At 65.9% G+C, this 16,281-nt stretch carries 17 protein-coding genes; 9 read left to right on the top strand and 8 right to left on the bottom strand.

Annotation, left to right across the window (positions count from 1 at the left end; genetic code table 11):
• Positions 1 to 25: 25 nt before the first annotated feature.
• Both ACQY39_RS23370 and ACQY39_RS23365 read right to left on the bottom strand, forming a co-directional pair.
• Complete coding sequence (locus ACQY39_RS23370; protein WP_428510379.1) at positions 26 to 1,456, bottom strand: PLP-dependent aminotransferase family protein; 1,431 nt, start codon at positions 1,454 to 1,456, stop codon at positions 26 to 28.
• The gene (locus ACQY39_RS23365) at positions 1,453 to 2,178 is read right to left on the bottom strand and encodes a YggS family pyridoxal phosphate-dependent enzyme (RefSeq protein ID WP_428510377.1); all 726 of its coding nucleotides are present in this window, start codon (positions 2,176 to 2,178) and stop codon (positions 1,453 to 1,455) included. The genes ACQY39_RS23370 and ACQY39_RS23365 overlap by 4 nt, the downstream gene beginning before the upstream one ends.
• A 26-nt stretch (positions 2,179 to 2,204) precedes the next feature.
• On the opposite strand from ACQY39_RS23365, the gene ACQY39_RS23360 reads away from it, so the two are divergent.
• The 3 genes from ACQY39_RS23360 to ACQY39_RS23350 all read left to right on the top strand — a co-directional run bounded on the left by ACQY39_RS23360 (position 2,205) and on the right by ACQY39_RS23350 (position 5,476).
• Positions 2,205 to 3,248 carry a type IV pilus twitching motility protein PilT gene (locus ACQY39_RS23360; RefSeq protein WP_263519049.1) on the top strand — a complete coding sequence of 348 codons (1,044 nt, stop codon included), beginning with the start codon at positions 2,205 to 2,207 and terminating at the stop codon, positions 3,246 to 3,248.
• 144 nt (positions 3,249 to 3,392) lie between these two features.
• Positions 3,393 to 4,529, top strand: a complete 1,137-nt coding sequence (locus ACQY39_RS23355) for a PilT/PilU family type 4a pilus ATPase (protein WP_428510374.1) — start codon at positions 3,393 to 3,395, stop codon at positions 4,527 to 4,529.
• Positions 4,530 to 4,573: 44 nt separating this feature from the next.
• A complete protein-coding gene (locus tag ACQY39_RS23350) occupies positions 4,574 to 5,476 on the top strand; it encodes an NAD(P)-dependent oxidoreductase (RefSeq protein WP_428510372.1) in 903 nt (300 codons plus the stop codon).
• A 36-nt stretch (positions 5,477 to 5,512) separates the two neighbouring features.
• On the opposite strand, the gene ACQY39_RS23345 is transcribed toward ACQY39_RS23350, so the two are convergent.
• From ACQY39_RS23345 to ACQY39_RS23335, 3 genes are all read right to left on the bottom strand, one after another.
• Positions 5,513 to 6,157, bottom strand: coding sequence for a BON domain-containing protein (locus ACQY39_RS23345; protein WP_428510370.1), 645 nt, complete (start codon positions 6,155 to 6,157; stop codon positions 5,513 to 5,515).
• 41 nt (positions 6,158 to 6,198) lie between these two features.
• Complete coding sequence (locus ACQY39_RS23340; protein ID WP_428510368.1) at positions 6,199 to 6,771, bottom strand: SIS domain-containing protein; 573 nt, start codon at positions 6,769 to 6,771, stop codon at positions 6,199 to 6,201.
• A gap of 102 nt (positions 6,772 to 6,873) precedes the next feature.
• Positions 6,874 to 7,320, bottom strand: coding sequence for a YraN family protein (locus ACQY39_RS23335; protein ID WP_428510366.1), 447 nt, complete (start codon positions 7,318 to 7,320; stop codon positions 6,874 to 6,876).
• On the opposite strand from ACQY39_RS23335, the gene rsmI reads away from it, so the two are divergent.
• The gene (gene rsmI / locus ACQY39_RS23330) at positions 7,313 to 8,230 is read left to right on the top strand and encodes a 16S rRNA (cytidine(1402)-2'-O)-methyltransferase (RefSeq protein ID WP_428510364.1); all 918 of its coding nucleotides are present in this window, start codon (positions 7,313 to 7,315) and stop codon (positions 8,228 to 8,230) included. The two genes, ACQY39_RS23335 and rsmI, sit on opposite strands and share 8 nt — an antisense overlap.
• Before the next feature lie 35 nt (positions 8,231 to 8,265).
• Here rsmI and ACQY39_RS23325 read toward each other — a convergent pair whose 3' ends face one another.
• Complete coding sequence (locus tag ACQY39_RS23325; RefSeq protein ID WP_428510362.1) at positions 8,266 to 8,622, bottom strand: hypothetical protein; 357 nt, start codon at positions 8,620 to 8,622, stop codon at positions 8,266 to 8,268.
• Between the two features lie 179 nt (positions 8,623 to 8,801).
• The gene (locus ACQY39_RS23320; protein ID WP_428510360.1) at positions 8,802 to 9,272 is read right to left on the bottom strand and encodes a DUF4188 domain-containing protein; all 471 of its coding nucleotides are present in this window, start codon (positions 9,270 to 9,272) and stop codon (positions 8,802 to 8,804) included.
• 108 nt (positions 9,273 to 9,380) lie between these two features.
• Between ACQY39_RS23320 and ACQY39_RS23315 the strand changes: the two genes are divergently transcribed.
• From ACQY39_RS23315 to ACQY39_RS23300, 4 genes are all read left to right on the top strand, one after another.
• Positions 9,381 to 10,256, top strand: a complete 876-nt coding sequence (locus ACQY39_RS23315; protein ID WP_428510358.1) for a LysR family transcriptional regulator — start codon at positions 9,381 to 9,383, stop codon at positions 10,254 to 10,256.
• A 64-nt stretch (positions 10,257 to 10,320) separates the two neighbouring features.
• A complete protein-coding gene (gene tldD / locus ACQY39_RS23310) occupies positions 10,321 to 11,784 on the top strand; it encodes a metalloprotease TldD (protein ID WP_428510356.1) in 1,464 nt (487 codons plus the stop codon).
• A gap of 277 nt (positions 11,785 to 12,061) precedes the next feature.
• On the top strand, positions 12,062 to 13,189 hold the full coding sequence (locus ACQY39_RS23305; RefSeq protein ID WP_428510354.1) for a 3-deoxy-7-phosphoheptulonate synthase: 1,128 nt from the start codon (positions 12,062 to 12,064) through the stop codon (positions 13,187 to 13,189).
• Positions 13,190 to 13,233: 44 nt separating this feature from the next.
• Positions 13,234 to 13,545, top strand: coding sequence for a hypothetical protein (locus ACQY39_RS23300; protein ID WP_428510352.1), 312 nt, complete (start codon positions 13,234 to 13,236; stop codon positions 13,543 to 13,545).
• 10 nt (positions 13,546 to 13,555) lie between these two features.
• Here the strand turns inward: ACQY39_RS23300 and ACQY39_RS23295 are convergent, their stop codons facing one another.
• Positions 13,556 to 14,218, bottom strand: coding sequence for a trimeric intracellular cation channel family protein (locus ACQY39_RS23295; RefSeq protein WP_428510350.1), 663 nt, complete (start codon positions 14,216 to 14,218; stop codon positions 13,556 to 13,558).
• A gap of 169 nt (positions 14,219 to 14,387) precedes the next feature.
• Here ACQY39_RS23295 and htpG point away from each other — a divergent pair, with 169 nt between their 5' ends.
• Positions 14,388 to 16,271, top strand: coding sequence for a molecular chaperone HtpG (gene htpG / locus ACQY39_RS23290; protein ID WP_428510348.1), 1,884 nt, complete (start codon positions 14,388 to 14,390; stop codon positions 16,269 to 16,271).
• The last annotated feature ends 10 nt before the right edge of the window (positions 16,272 to 16,281 follow it).

Genomic DNA, 16,281 nt, shown 5'->3' with positions numbered 1-16,281 from the left:
GCAAAACATATGGAGCAGAGGGCGCTCAGCGCTGCGCCAACTGCGCTCGGGCCATCTCGCCCAGCGCGGCGATAGCCGCTTCCCAGGTCGGGCTCCAGGGGTGGCCACAGTTCAGGCGCAGGCAGGCGGCAAACTCACCCTGAGCCGAGAACAGCGGCCCCGGTGCCAGGCTGAAGCCTTGTTCGCGTGCGAGCGGAAGCAGGGCCAAGCTGTCGCAGCCGGCGGGCAGCTCCAGCCAGAGGAAGTAGCCGCCCGCCGGTTGGCTGACGCGGCTGCCGGCCGGCATGTGGCGGGCCAAAGCAGCGGTCATGCTGCGCATCTGCCGCGCCAGGGCTTCGCGCAAACGACGCAGATGGGCATCGAAGCTGCCGTCCTGCAGATACTCGGCTAGGGCAGCTTGCGCCGGCAGCGAGCTGCTCAGGCTGCTCATCAGCTTGCTGCGCTGCAGCTGTGGCGCCCAGCGCCCGCCCAGGGCCCAGCCGATGCGATAGCCCGGCGCCAGGCATTTGGAAAACGAGCCGCAGTGCAGAACGCCGCCGCGCTGCTCATACGCCTTGGCGGGCAAGACCGGTTCGGCGCCGTGGTGCAGCTCGGCGTAGACATCGTCTTCGATCAAGGCCACGCCTTCAGCTTCCAGCAAGGCCACCAAGGCGCGCTTCTTGTCGGGCGGCAGGGTGCAGCCCAGCGGGTTCTGGAAGCTGCTCATCAACCAACAGGCACGCGGCCGGTGCTGCGCGATCAGTCGGGCCATGGCCCGCAGATCGGCGCCCTCGGCACGGTCGGTGGGCACTTCGATGGCCTTGAGGCCGAAGCGCTCCAGCGCCTGCAGCGCGGCATAGAAGCAGGGAGACTCCACCAGCACAGCATCGCCCGGCCGGGTCACCGTCTGCAGGCAGAGCTGCAAGGCTTCGAGTGCGCCGTTGGTGATGACGATGTCGTCCGGTGCCACGCTCAGGCCCAGGCGCAGATAGCGCAGGGCGATCTGACGCCGCAGGGTTTCCAGGCCCAGGGGCAGCTCGGCGCTGATCTGCCAGGGTTCCAACTTGCGCATGCCGGCGCCCAGGGCCAGGCGTAGGCGCTCCAGTGGAAACAGCTCGGTGGCGGGGAAGGCTGAACCGAGTGGCAGCAGGCCGCGTTCGCGGCTGCTCTGCAGCAGTTCGAAGATCTGCTCGCTGATGGTCGGTGGCGCTGCTTCAGCGGCTTGAGCGGCGGGCGCTTGCCGCGACGGGCTTGGCGCCGCTCCGGCATGGGCGCTGACAAAGTAGCCCGAGCGGGCCGCGGCCTGGACCAGGCCGCGCGCTTCCAGCTGGTGGTAGGCCTGGAACACCGTGGCGGCGCTGAGGCCGCGGCTTCGGCAGGTCTGGCGCACCGAGGGCAGGCGGTCGCCGGCGCGCAGGGCGCCTTGCGCGATCATGCCGGCCAATTCATCGGCCAGCTGCTGGTAGCGAGGGGTCACGCGGGCGTGCTGTTGCTTGGATAGCTGCGTGCGCCGAAGATGGCCGAGCCAATGCGCACCATCGTCGCGCCTTCCAGCACGGCTGCTTCCAGATCGGCGCTCATGCCCATGGACAAGGTGTCCAGGTCGCTGAACAGGGTCAGGTCTTGCCGCTTCAGGTCGGCCAGCAGCTCGGCCAGGGCGCGGTGCGGCTGGCGCTGCGCTTCAAAGTCAGCAGCCGCCTCCGGCACGGCCATCAGGCCGCGCAGGCGCAGGCGCGGCAGGGCGGCGACCGTGCGCGCCAGCGCGGGCAGCTCGGCTGGGGCGATGCCGCTCTTGCTGGCCTCGCCGCTGATATTGATTTGCAAGCAAATGTTCAGCGGCGGCAGCGTGGCCGGGCGCTGTTCGGAGAGGCGTTGTGCCGTCTTGAGCCGGTCCACGCTGTGCACCCAGTCGAAGGCCTCGGCCACCGGCCGGGTCTTGTTGCTTTGCAAGGGGCCGATCAGGTGCCAGGCCAGCTGTGACCGGAGGTCTGCGAGCTCGGCGATTTTGTCCAGGCCCTCTTGCACATAGTTTTCACCGAAGGCGCGCTCGCCCGCCGCGTGGGCCTCGCGCACCGCTGCGCCGGGGAAGGTCTTGCTGACGACCAGGAGGCTCACGCTATGCTGCGCGCGCCCTGCACGCTCGCAGGCTGCTGCGATGCGACGGTGCTGTTCTTGTATGTTGTTCGCTATCGTCGCCATAATGGCCCAGGCTCTTTCTCACAATCATGGACATCACTCAACTGCTCGCATTTTCGGTCAAGAACAAGGCCTCTGACTTGCACCTTTCGGCCGGCCTGCCCCCGATGATCCGCGTGCATGGGGATGTGCGTCGCATCAATGTCGAAGCCCTGGAACACCGCCAGGTGCACGACATGGTCTACGACATCATGAACGACTCCCAGCGCAAGATCTACGAAGAGTCGCTGGAAGTGGACTTCTCGTTTGAGATCCAAGGCCTGGCGCGCTTCCGGGTCAATGCCTTCAATCAGAACCGCGGCGCTGGCGCCGTGTTCCGGACCATTCCGAGCAAGATCCTCTCGCTGGAACAGCTCAACGCACCCAAGATCTTTGCCGAGCTGGCCCTGCGCCCGCGCGGCCTGGTGCTGGTGACTGGCCCCACGGGTTCGGGCAAGTCCACCACCTTGGCCGGCATGGTCAATCACCTCAACGAGAACGAGTACGGCCACATCCTGACCATCGAGGACCCGATCGAGTTTGTCCACGAGTCCAAGAAGAGCCTGATCAACCAGCGCGAGGTCGGCCCGCACACCATGAGCTTTGCCAACGCGCTGAAGTCAGCGCTGCGCGAGGACCCGGACGCCGTGCTGGTCGGTGAAATGCGTGACCTGGAAACGATTCGTCTGGCCCTGACCGCCGCGGAAACCGGCCACTTGGTCTTCGGTACCCTGCACACCTCGTCTGCCGCCAAGACCGTGGACCGTATCGTCGACGTCTTCCCCGCGGCCGAAAAAGAAATGGTGCGGGCCATGGTGTCCGAGTCCCTGGTGGCCGTGATCTCGCAAAGCCTGTGCAAGCTGAAGGACGGCTCGGGCCGGGTGGCGGCGCACGAGATCATGTTGGGCACCTCGGCCATTCGCAATCTGATCCGCGAGAACAAGGTCGCGCAGATGTACTCGGCCATCCAGACCGGCAATGCGGTTGGCATGCAAACGCTGGACCAGAACCTGACCGACCTGGTCCGCCGCAACATCATTGCGCCTGCCGAGGCGCGGGCCAAGGCCAAGTTCCCGGAGAACTTTCCGGGCTAAAGCCCGGAAAGCTCGACGTGACTCATGTGGCTGCCGCTACGTGAGTGACGGCAAAACTTCCCTGGCTGATCTCGGCACCGGCGGCGCACCAGCCTGCTACATTGCCGGCGGTCAATTCAAGCAGACGGTTAGGACGACTCATTCATGGAACGCGATCAGGCCTCGAAATTCATCAACGATCTGTTGCGCCTGATGGTCTCGCGCAAGGGCTCGGACCTCTTCCTGACGGCCGACTTCCCGCCCGCCATCAAGGTCGATGGCAAGGTCACCAAGGTTTCGCCCCAGCCCCTGAGCGGCCAGCACACTCTGCAGCTGGCGCGTTCCATCATGAACGACAAGCAGGCGGCCGAGTTCGAGCGCAGCAAGGAGTGCAATTTCGCCATCTCGCCGCAGGGCATCGGCCGTTTCCGGGCCAATGCCTTTTTGCAGCAAGGCTCGGTGGGCCTGGTGTTGCGCACGATTCCGGCCGAGCTGCCGACCATCGCCTCGCTCGATCTGCCCAAGGTCTTGCGCGAGGTGGTGCAGTTCAAGCGCGGTCTGGTGATCGTGGTCGGTGCCACCGGTTCTGGCAAGAGCACCTCGCTGGCGGCCATGATCGATGAGCGCAACCAGACCACCTACGGTCACATCATCACCATCGAAGACCCGATCGAGTTCGTGCATCCGCACAAGAACTGCATCGTCACCCAGCGTGAGGTCGGCATCGACACCGACACCTGGGAGTCGGCGCTGAAAAACTCGCTGCGCCAGGCGCCCGATGTCATCTTGATGGGCGAGTTGCGCGACCGCGAGACCATGGAGCATGCCGTGGCCTTCGCCGAAACCGGCCACCTTTGCATGGCCACCTTGCACGCCAACAGCGCCAATCAGGCCCTGGACCGCATCATCAACTTCTTCCCTGAAGAGCGCCGCAACCAACTGCTGATGGACCTCTCGCTCAATCTGCGCGCCTTGGTGTCGCAGCGGCTGCTGCCGCGCCGTGAGGGCAAGGGTCGGGTGGCGGCGGTCGAGATCCTGCTCAACACACCCTTGGTGTCCGACCTGATCTTCAAGGGTGAGGTCGGTGAGATCAAGGAGATCATGAAGCGCTCGCGCGAGCAAGGCATGCAGACCTTTGACCAGGCCTTGTTCGACCTCTACGAGAGCGGCAAGGTCACTTACGAAGACGCGCTGCGCAACGCCGATTCGGTCAATGACCTGCGCCTGCAGATCAAGCTCAACAGCGAGCGTGCCCGCTCTGGCGATCTGAGCTCGGGCACCGAGCATTTCTCGATTCTCTGAGTCCTGCGATCGGCCCGGTGCCGGGCTTGGTTTAGAGTCCGGCCATGAGCACGATCAACCCCCGCAGCTACGACAGCACCCCCCCGCTTCGCCTGGCCTTCCTGGGCCTCGGCGTCATGGGCCATCCGATGGCCGGCCACCTGGCTCGCGCCGGACATGAGCTCCGTGTCTACAACCGCACGTCGGCCAAGGCGCAGGCCTGGGTCGCCGAGTTCGGAGGGCAGATGGCGCCGACCCCGGCCTTGGCCGCACAAGGTGCCAGTCTGGTGTTTGCCTGCGTCGGCAATGACGATGACTTGCGCTCGGTGGTGCTCGGAGAACAGGGCGCGTTTGCCGGCATGGCGCCGGGCAGTGTCTTTGTCGATCACACCACGGCCTCGGCCGAGGTGGCGCGCGAGCTTCACGCAGAGGCTTTGAAGCGAGGCCTGCACTTCGTTGACGCGCCGGTCTCCGGCGGCCAAGCTGGCGCGGTCAATGGCGCTTTGACCGTGATGTGCGGCGGTGACGCTCAGCCCTTTGAACAGATGCGGCCGGTGGCCCTGGCTTTTGCCAAGGCGGTCACGCGGGTCGGTGAGTCGGGCGCTGGTCAGTTGGCCAAGATGGTCAACCAGATCTGCATCGCCGGCCTGGTGCAAGGCCTGGCCGAGGCGATTGCCTTCGGTGACAAGGCCGGCCTGGACATGAAGCAGGTGCTTGAGGTCATCGGCAAGGGCGCAGCCCAAAGCTGGCAGATGGACAACCGCGGCAAGACCATGGTCGACGGCAAGTTTGACTTCGGCTTTGCCGTCGACTGGATGCGCAAGGACCTGGGCCTGGTGCTCGACGAGGCGCGCCGCAATGGCGCCCGCCTGCCGGTGACGGCCGTGGTCGACCAGTTCTATGCCGATGTGCAGGCCGATGGTGGTGGCCGGCTGGACACGTCCAGCCTGATCCAACGCTTGACCTGAGCGCGCGCGGCGCAGGCGCGCCGCCAGGCTGAGGCTTTACTTGGAGGGCTGCTCGACGCGCTTGGGCGTCAGGCGAGCCAGCTCTTCCTCGCTGATGATTTCGAAGGCGCGCACCACTTTCTGCACGCCGCTGACGCCACGGGCGATCTCGACAGCGCGCTTGGCCTCGCGCTCGGAGACGCGACCCATCATGTAGACGCTGCCGCGCTCGACCACCACATAGAAGGCATTCGAGATCAGGTCGCGTGCATCAACGAGGCTGATCTTGATCTTGCTGGCCAGGGTGACGTCGCTGGCCCGGCTGCTCAGCGAGCTGTTGCCCAGCACGGCGGTTTCATTGAGCACATGGCGCACGTTCTCGACCTCGCCGGCGATCTTTTCGATGCGGGCGCGCTCGGCCTCGCTGGCCACCTCGCCGGTCAGCAGCACCATGCGGTTGTAGGCGTTGACGTTGACATGGCCCTTGTCTCCGACCTGCTCGCGGATGCGCGCCGCGGTCTTGAACTCGATGCCTTCATCCTCGACCTGGGTGCCCGAGGTGCGGCGGTCGGTGGCGACGAAGGCGCCGCCCATCATGGCACCCCCCAACACCAAGGGGGCGCAGGCCGAGCTGACAAAGGCGGCGCTCAATGCGAGCAGCAAGACGCGGGTGCGGGCAGAGCGAATTGGAAGCAGTTTCATGGCGTGGGGGTCCGGTGATGTGTGAAGGGGTGCTGGGCTGATCACTCGCCCGCACCCAGCAGTTGCAGGTCGACGGCGTCACACAGGCAATGCGCGAGCAGGCGCTGCGCTTCGGCAACGCGCGCGGCGCGGCTGTGGGGCACGCGGATCTGCACATCGGTGTCTTGAAGCAGCGCTCGCATGGGGTCATTGCCTCCGCCGGTGAGGGCGATCACGCTCATCTCCTGCGCATGGGCGGCCTCCAGTACGGGGGCCCAGCGGTTCTGCAATTCGGCTTGTGCTTCGAACAGCAGCAGCAGGTCACCAGGGTGGCCGTGGGTCTGTACCTGCCGGGTCAGCGCTTCTTCGGCATTGCTGCCGTGGGCTTGGGCATCGAGGGCCCAAGCGGCCAGTCCGGGGCGTTCCTGCTCGAAGCGGCCGACCAGCAGGGCCGCCATATAACTGGCATCCAGGGCGGACAGTCCTTGGCCGCAGCAGAGCACGCGGCCACCGCTGGTGATGCCTTCGATCAGCATCTGTGCGGCGTCGGCCAGGGGGCGCGACAGATTCTCGGCCACCTGATACAGCAGGTCGGCACTTTCGAAGAACTGGGTTTGGATTCTTTGCTCTAGCATGTGGCGGGATCATAAGCGAGTGCAGGCAAACCCTGGTTCCAGGGGCCGCCGGCTCCTCAGGTGCTGCCGTCTGCACCCGGCGGCAGCAGCGGAGGTTCAGGTTCAGTCGGAACCGCCATCGAAGGCGGCCACCAGCCATTCGATCTGATCGCCGTCGATCGCCACCACATCAAAGCGGCAGGGCGGCGAGCTGGCATGGCGCAGCAGGTAGTGCTGGGCTGCGTAGATGAGCCGGGCCTGCTTGCGGCTGCCGACGCTGGCGGCTGCGCCGCCATGCCCGAGGCCGGCTCGGGCGCGCACTTCCACGAAGACCAGGGTACCGTCGCGGGCGCGCAGAATCAGGTCGACCTCGCCGGCGCGGGCACCGCGCCCCGCGGCGACCCGATAATTGCGCTCCAGCAGTTGCAGGCCTTGGGCCTGCAGATGGCGCAGGGCCGCATCTTCGCCGGCCTGGCCCAGGCGTTGGCGCGCCGTTGGCCGGCCGCTTGTTTCTTGCGTTCCGCCGGTCGCCGGCGAGACTGCCTTTTTCGGAGAAGCCCACTTGAACATCGATGCCTCCCTGCTCCTGCAGGCGGCTGCTGCCGCCGCGGGTGGCCAGCAGTATCCTGCAGCCACACTCTATGTGGTGGCCACACCCATCGGCAATCTGGCGGACATCAGCCTGCGCGCCGTGCATGTGCTGGGCCTGGTCGATGCGGTGGCCTGCGAGGACACGCGGGTCAGCGCTGGCCTGCTGCGCCATCTGGGCCTGCACAAGCCGCTGATCAAGCTGCACCAGCACAACGAGCATGAGGCCAGCGCCGAGCTGCTGACGCGGCTGCAGCAGGGCGAACGCATCGCTTACATCAGCGACGCTGGCACGCCGGCCATCTCTGACCCTGGCGCTGTGCTGGTCGCGGCGGTGGCCGCTGCGGGCCTGCGCGTGCTGCCCTTGCCCGGGGCCAGCAGCACGGTGACCGCACTCAGTGTGGCCGGTGACACGGCGGCCGAGGGTTTCGAGTTTGCGGGCTTTCTGCCGACTAAGACCGCCGAGCGGCGCAGCGCCCTGCAGGCCTTGACCGGCAGCCGGCACAGCCAGGTCTTGTTTGAGGCGCCGCATCGCATCGAGGCGCTGCTGGCCTTGTTGGCCGAGCTCTGCCCCGAGCAGACCGTGACCGTTTGTCGCGAGCTGACCAAGCAGTTCGAGACTGTGCACACGGCGCCGGCGGCCAGCCTGCCGGCCTGGTTGGCCGCCGATGCGCAGCGCGAGCGCGGCGAGTTCGTGTTGGTGCTGCATGCCGTGCGTGCCAGCCAGGCCGCCGCCGATGAGCTGCCGGCCGAGACCTTGCGCACCCTGGACTTGCTCCTGCGCGAGCTGCCGCTCAAACAAGCGGTCAGCCTGGCGGCCGAGCTCAGCGGTGCCTCGCGCAACCGTCTCTACGATCTGGCCTTGGAAAAGAAGAACAAAGCCCAGGACTGAGTGGTGCGTCCCGGGCTGAAATCAGGCGCAGGCGCTCACTGACCGGCCGCGGTCTTGTTATTGTGCTTGGCGCGGTGGATGGCCGCGCTCTTGCGCTCCTGCATGCGGTGCAGATGACGGCGTTCCTGCTGGGTGACTGTGCCATCGGCCTTGGCCTGGGCTTCGGCGTTCTGCACGGCGGCCTGGCCGCGCTCCAGGCGCTGAGTTTCCTGGGCGCTCAGGGTGCCCGAGGCGGCTCCTTGGGCGATGCGAACTTGCTGATGGGCCTGGCGATGGTCCACCCGCGGTGTGGCTGGCGTTTGTGCCTGGGCGGCGCTGGCGATCAGGCCCAGCAGGGCAGCACCGATCAGTGACAGATGGAGTTTGCGAGTCATCGTGGCGGCAGCGTTCATGACGTTGAGGTCCTTGTGTCTGTCCAACCCTAAGGCGGGGTATGGCGAGGTGTGGAGGGGAAGGATCAAGCCGCGGGTTTGCGTGCTTGATTAAGTCCACAACGCCGGCTTGGCTGGCTGCGGTGACCACCCGGCGGTAAAGATCCGTGAAGCTCGGTGAGGGACTGTGGCGGCCGGCATCAAGCCTCACGCCGCAGTCGCTGGGCCGCGCTGTCGCGATGTGCCTGCACCGGCTGCAAGGCGCCGGCCCGGGCCAGGCCAAAGGCCGGCATGTTCAGGTAAATGCTCTCGTGCTCGCCCGCGCGCACCGAGTAGGTCTCGTGCCAGACGCCGACGGTGCCGTCCTTGCCGATGGCCTTGTTGAAGGCCGCCCAGGCGGGCAGATGGGCCGCCTGGCGGTCTTTCGCATAGGCCAGCAGTTGCTCCATCGAGCGCCAGTACTGCACGCCGATCACCGTTCGCCCGAACCACATCTCCGCATGCAGCAGGCCCCGCTCCGGCTGGCTCTTCAGCTCGGCCAGCATGCGCGGCATGGCCGCGGCCACTGGCCACCATTTGTGCAGCAGCCAGGGCTTGTTGATGCGCATGCCGATCAGAAAAACGACGAAGTCGCCGTCGAGCTGGGCTGTCATTCTTTGGGCGTGGATCATGAAAGGCGGTGCCAGGGAAGTCGTCTGAGCTGCAGTGTCGGCGGCAGGCTCGCATTTCGGAACTGGCTATATTGCGGGTCTGATATTCAGTTTTGAATTGGAGGCGGCATGGCACTGGACTGGTCGCACGTGCAGATATTTCTCGCCCTGGCCGAGGCCGGCTCGCTCAACCGCGCCGCGCCGCAGCTGGGCCTGAGTCAGCCCACCTTGGGCCGGCAGCTGGTGGCGCTGGAGGAGTCGCTGGGCCAGCTGCTGTTCGAGCGCCACAGCCGCGGTTTGAGCCTGACCGAGGCCGGCCATGCCTTGCTGCCGGCCGCGCGCCGCATGCGCGAGGGCGCGCAGGAGCTGGCTCTGGCCCTGGCCGCGCGCGATCAATCGCTGGCCGGTACGGTGCGCCTGACCGCCAGCGACATCGTCAGCACCTATTTCCTGCCGCCGGTCCTGCACGCGCTGCGCCAGCGCTACCCGGAGGTGCAGATCGAGCTGGTGGTCAGCAACGAGCAAGAGGATTTGCAGCAGCGCAGCGCCGACATCGCGCTGCGCATGGTGCGGCCCGAGCAGGAGATGCTGGTGGCGCGCAAGCTCAGCGAGTGGCGGGTCGGCGTGTTTGCCCACCGCGACTACATCGCCCGCCGCGGCCTGCCGCAAATGAGCACGATCCTGGAGCACGACTGGCTGGGCTACGACCGCTCCGACCGCATGCTGCGCGGCTTTGCTGCGGCCGGCACGCCGGTGCCAGTGAGTTTTTTCGGTCTGCGCTGCGACAACCAGGTGGTGATCTGGGAGGCCATGCGCGCCGGCATGGGCCTGGCGGTCGGCGCCGTGGCCTTGGGCGAGCGTGACTCCGAGGTGCAACAGGTGCTGCACGAACTGCCGATCGAGCCCCTGCACCTCTGGCTGACCGCCCACCGCGAGCTGCGCGACACGCCGCGCCTGCGGGTGATCTACGACGCCTTGGCGACGGCTTTCGCACGGCCCGATTGAGCCCGGCGCAGGGCTTCTCCGCTGTCGGCCCTGTGCGTCCGCTCCGGCTCCTACAATGGTTAGCATGATCTCGCGCGAACCCACTCTTGCCCGCCTGGTAGCAGCCCGCAGCCAATTGCTGGAGCCTTACGGCCTCAGCGAACATGTTCTGAGCAAGGCCTTGCGCCTGATCACGGAACACCGGGTTGACGATGCCGACCTGTATTTCCAGACCACCCGTGCCGAGGGCTGGAGCCTGGAGGAGGGCATCGTCAAGAGCGGCTCCTTCAGCATCGACCAAGGCGTGGGCGTGCGCGCCGTTGCCGGCGAGAAGACGGCGTTTGCCTACTCTGACGATATCTCCGAAGCGGCCCTGATGGACGCCGCCCTGACCGTGCGAAGCATTGCAGCCGCCGGCCAGAGCCGCCGCGTCAAGGTGCCCAGCGTCGGCACGGTGGCGCCGAGTCGCTCGCTTTACGGCGCGGCCGACCCGATTGCCAGCCTGGACAGCACCGAGAAGGTCGCTCTGCTGGAGCGCGCCGAGCGCATGGCCCGGGCCAAGGACCCGCGCGTGGCCCAGGTCATGGCCGGTCTGGCGGCCGAGCATGATGTCGTGCTGGTGGCGCGCGCCGACGGCACTCTGGCCGCCGATGTGCGCCCGCTGGTGCGGCTGTCGGTCACCGTGATCGCCGAAAGCAATGGCCGTCGCGAGGTCGGCAGCGGCGGTGGTGGCGGGCGTTTCGGCCTGGCCTATTTCACCGACGAGATGATCGCCAGCTATGTCGACCAGGCGGTCAATGCCGCCCTGACGAATCTGGAATCGCGCCCCGCTCCGGCCGGCGAGATGACCGTGGTGCTGGGCCCCGGTTGGCCTGGCGTGCTGCTGCACGAGGCCATCGGCCACGGCCTGGAAGGTGACTTCAACCGCAAGGGCTCCAGCGCTTTTGCTGGACGCATCGGCCAGCGCGTCGCCGCCAAGGGCGTGACGGTGCTGGACGATGGCACCATCCCCGACCGCCGCGGTTCGCTCAATGTCGACGATGAGGGCTGTGCTTCGCAGCGCAATGTGCTGATCGAGGACGGCATCCTCAAGGGCTATATCCACGACGCCATGAGCGCCCGCCTGACCAAGGTCGCGGCCACTGGCAATGGTCGCCGCGAAAGCTACGCCCATGTGCCCATGCCGCGCATGACCAACACCTATATGTTGGGCGGCGACAAGGATCCCAAGGAAATCATCGCCAGCATCAAGAAGGGCCTGTACGCCAGCAACTTCGGCGGCGGCCAGGTGGATATCACATCGGGCAAGTTTGTCTTCTCGGCCAGCGAAGCCTTCTGGGTGGAAGACGGTCAGATCCAGTACCCGGTCAAGGGCGCGACCATCATTGGTAACGGTCCAGATGCACTGACCCGCGTCACCATGATCGGCAACGATATGCAGCTGGATACGGGCGTTGGCGTCTGTGGCAAGGAAGGGCAGAGCGTGCCGGTCGGCGTCGGCCAGCCGACCCTGCGCATCGAGGGCATGACGGTGGGCGGAACGGCCTGAGCGCTGTTGTGCGCAGGCCTCAATGCTTGAATCTGCGCTGAACGCTTGTCAAAAACTGCGTGCTACATTCCAGCTAATGCACTCGCCGAAGACTTATTTCTTTAGCTTTTTTTGGTTCTCCAACCGCACCGGCGGCCGAGAGGCGAGAGCGTAAGCAAGCAACACCAAGCACAGCGCACAAATCTCTAGAAACCGCCGGGTCCACCACCCGGCGGTTTTTTTTCGTCCTTGGCGCGCTGCACCGATTTCAAAAGCACGGAAAGTGAGAGTCACGCCCATGAATGCCAAGTCCGCCAAACCGGAAATTCAGGCTGAACGCTGGTACTCGCAAGAGGACAAGACCAGCGCGACCGATGACGAGCGCATCGTCGACATCACGCCGCTGCCGCCGCCGGAGCACTTGATCCGTTTCTTCCCCATCCGCGGCACGCCGATGGAACAGCTGATCGCCGGCACGCGCCAGAGCATCCGCAAGATCATGCAGCGCAAGGACGACCGCCTGCTGGTCATCATCGGCCCCTGCTCCATCCACGACCCGGCCGCGGCGCTGGAGTACGCGCGCCGCCTGCTGGTCGAGCGCGAGAAGTACGCCGACACGCTGGAGATCGTGATGCGCGTCTACTTCGAGAAGCCGCGCACCACGGTGGGCTGGAAGGGCTTGATCAACGACCCCTACCTCGACGAGAGCTACCGCATCGACGAAGGCCTGCGCATCGCCCGCCAGTTGCTGCTGGAGATCAACCGCCTGGGTGTGCCGGCCGGCTCGGAGTTCCTGGACGTGATCTCGCCCCAGTACATCGGCGACCTGATCTCCTGGGGCGCCATCGGCGCGCGCACGACCGAGAGCCAGGTGCACCGCGAGCTGGCCTCGGGTCTTTCAGCCCCGATCGGCTTCAAGAACGGCACCGACGGCAATATCAAGATCGCCACCGACGCCATTCAGGCGGCCGCCCGCGGCCACCATTTCCTCTCGGTACACAAGAACGGCCAGGTCGCCATCGTCGAGACCAAGGGCAACAAGGACTGCCATGTGATCTTGCGCGGCGGCAAGGCGCCCAACTACGACGCCGAGAACGTGGCCGCCGCCTGCAAGGACCTGGCCGCCTCCAAGCTGGACACCACCTTGATGGTGGACTGCTCGCACGCCAACAGCTCCAAGCAGCACCTGCGCCAGCTTGAGGTGGCTCGCGATGTGGCGGCACAGATCCGCGCCGGCAGCCAGAGCATCTTCGGCGTGATGGTCGAAAGCCATCTGCACGACGGCGCCCAGAAGTTCACGCCTGGCAAGGACGATGCCCGCAAGCTGGCGTACGGCAAGAGCATCACCGACGCCTGCCTGGGTTGGGACGATTCGATCGAGGTCTTGGAGGTGCTCAGCGCGGCCGTGAAAGCGGCGCGGACCTGAGTTCTGAGCCAGAATCGGGCGGTACCAGCCCCGAAAGGCCCGCGATGCGCAGTGAAGTGAAGGTCGTGTTCAGCCCGCTCCAGCAGTTCGACTTGGTGGTCGATGCGGATGAAGTTTTGAGCTTTGATGCCGCCCGCAAGTGGCTGGACGAGCAGTACGTCAAGAACGAGTGCGAGCCCATGCGCGGCTCGGGCAAGGTCTTGCTGGCCGACAAGATTCTGGGCGTGGCGGCCGCCGTGGGGCCGGCCGCTTTCGGTGACCCGGCCTGGGCGCTGGACTACGCGCGCGCCACCAGCGGCGCCCTGAGCAAGGCCTTGCTCAGGGTCGACGTGGCCAAGCGGACCTTGTCTTACTGAACCAGGAGTTTCAGGCCTGAAGCTGAGGGGCGGGCAGCTGCCAGCCCAGCTGCAGCGAAGCCAGGCGCAGCGCCGCCACGACCAGCATGCCGCTGAAGAAGGCAATCTGGCGAGGCAGGCCCAGCGCCCGCAGCAGCAGATAGGCCGCAATGCCGCCGATGGCCGCGCTGGCGTAGATGTCCCGGCGCAGCAGCAGGGGGACCTGGCCGGTCAGCAGATCGCGCAGCACGCCGCCGCCGCTGGCAGTGATGGTGCCCAGCAGCACGACCACCAGGCGTGGCTTGCCGGCCTCTTCGGCAATCTCGGCGCCGCACAAGGCAAATAGGGCGAGTCCCAGGGTGTCGGCCAGCACCAGGGCGACATGGCCGCTGGCCAGGGCATGGCTCCAGCGGCTGGCGGCCAGGGCGGTCAGCAGGGCGGTGAGGCCGATCACCTTGATGTAGCGCGTGTCCGTCATCCAGAAGATCGGGTGGCGGCCCAGCAGCAGGTCGCGCAACGTGCCGCCGCCGATGGCGGTGATGGCGGCCAACACCAGCACGCCGAACAGATCCAGCCCCGCCTGCATGGCGGCCAGGGCGCCGCTGCTGGCGAACACGGCCACGCCGGCCAGGTCCATCCAGTAGAGGATGGCGCGGGCTCTTGGGGTCAAGGTTTCAGGGTCGGCTGCGCTCATGGCGGGATTCTCTCAGCCTGCGCAGCAGCGGCCGACCAAAGCCGCGCCGGCCAAATCTTGGTTGCCAGCTCTTGAAGCGCCCACCGCTGGCCCCACATCCGGCTCACCCGCGCGCGGCGAGCGATCGCCCGCGCCCTTGATTCTTGTTATTCAGGACACGCGCAACGCCATGACACAAAAGCAAACCCATGCCTTCCAGGCCGAGGTCAAGCAAATCCTGCACCTCGTCACCCATTCGCTGTATTCCAACAAGGAAATCTTCTTGCGCGAGCTGGTGTCCAACGCCTCGGACGCCTGCGACAAGCTGCGTTTCGAAGCCTTGGACAAGGCCGAGTTGTTCGAGGACACGCCGAACCTGGAAGTTCGGGTCTCGTTTGACGAAACCGCCCGTACCGTCACCATCAGCGACAACGGCATCGGCATGAGCGCCGAGGAAGCCATCGCCCACCTCGGCACCATCGCCAAGAGCGGCACACGCGAGTTCATGGCCAAGCTCGAAGGCGAGCAGAAGAAGGATGCCAACCTGATCGGCCAGTTCGGCGTCGGCTTTTACTCGGGCTTCATCGTCGCCGACCGCATCACGGTGGAAACTCGCCGCGCCGGTTTGTCCGCCGATGAAGGCGTGCGCTGGACCTCCGAAGGCACCGGCGACTACGAAGTCGAGACCATCACCAAGCCTGGCCGCGGCACCGATGTCGTCCTGCACCTGCGCGAGGGCGAGGACGAGTTCCTCAAGACCTGGCGCTTGAAGTCCGTCATCAGCAAGTATTCCGACCACATCTCCCTGCCCATCCTGATGAAGAAGGAAGAGTGGGACGCTGAGAACGCCAAGCAGGTGCTCAAGGATGAGTGGGAGTCGGTCAACAAGGCCTCGGCCCTGTGGTCGCGCTCCAAGAGCGAAGTCACGCAGGAGCAGTACGAGGAGTTCTACAAGCAGATCAGCTACGACACCGAAGCGCCGCTGGCCCACACCCACAACCGCGTGGAAGGCCGCAGCGAGTACACCCAGCTGCTCTACATCCCCAAGAAGGCGCCGTTTGATCTGTGGAACCGCGACAAGCGCGGTGGCGTCAAGCTCTACGTCAAGCGCGTTTTCATCATGGACGATGCCGAGGCGCTGATGCCGGTCTACCTGCGCTTCGTCAAGGGCGTGATCGACTCGGCCGACCTGCCGCTCAACGTCAGCCGTGAGTTGCTGCAGGAAAGCCGCGATGTGAAGGCCATCCGCGAGGGCTCGACCAAGCGCGTGCTGGGTATGCTGGAATCGCTGGCCGACAGCGAGGACGCCGCCGATCGCGCCAAGTACGCCGACTTCTGGAAGGACTTCGGCCAGGTGCTCAAGGAAGGCATCGGCGAAGACCATCAAAACCAGGAACGTCTGGCCAAGCTCTTGCGCTTCGCCTCCACCCAGGCCGACGAGGGCGTGTCCTTGGTCGACTACCTGAAGCGCGCCAAGGAAGACCAGGACGCGATCTACTACATCACCGCCGATTCGCTCAGCGCTGCCAAGAACAGCCCGCAGCTGGAGATCTTCCGCAAGAAGGGCATCGAGGTGCTGCTGCTGACCGACCGCGTGGACGAGTGGATGCTCTCCCACCTGTTCGAGTTCGAAGGCAAGCCGCTGCAATCGGTGGCCAAGGGCGCTATCGACCTGGGCAAGCTACAGGACGAGGACGAGAAGAAGAAGGCCGAGGAAGCGGCCGAAACCTTCAAGCCCCTGCTGGACCGCCTGAAGGAAGCGCTGAAGGAGCGCGCCAAGGACGTGCGCATCTCCACCCGTCTGGTCGACTCGCCCGCCTGTATCGTGGTGGAAGAGGGCGATATGAGCGGCCATCTGGCCCGCTTGCTCAAGCAAGCCGGCCAGGCCGCGCCGAGCTCGCTGCCGACCCTGGAGATCAATGCCGACCATGCCCTGATCAAGAAGCTGGACGGCGCCGCTCAGTTCGACGATCTGGCCCAGGTGATCTTCGACCAAGCGGTGTTGGCTGAAGGCGGTCATCTGGAAGACCCGGCGGCCTATGTGAAACGCGTCAACGCCATGCTCTTGGGCTGAGATCCCAGCA

The organism is Roseateles sp. (assembly GCF_965262435.1).
GTDB lineage: Bacteria > Pseudomonadota > Gammaproteobacteria > Burkholderiales > Burkholderiaceae_C > Paucibacter_A.
Note: the sequence above shows the minus strand (reverse complement) of the source record. Positions and strands in the feature narration are given on the sequence as shown.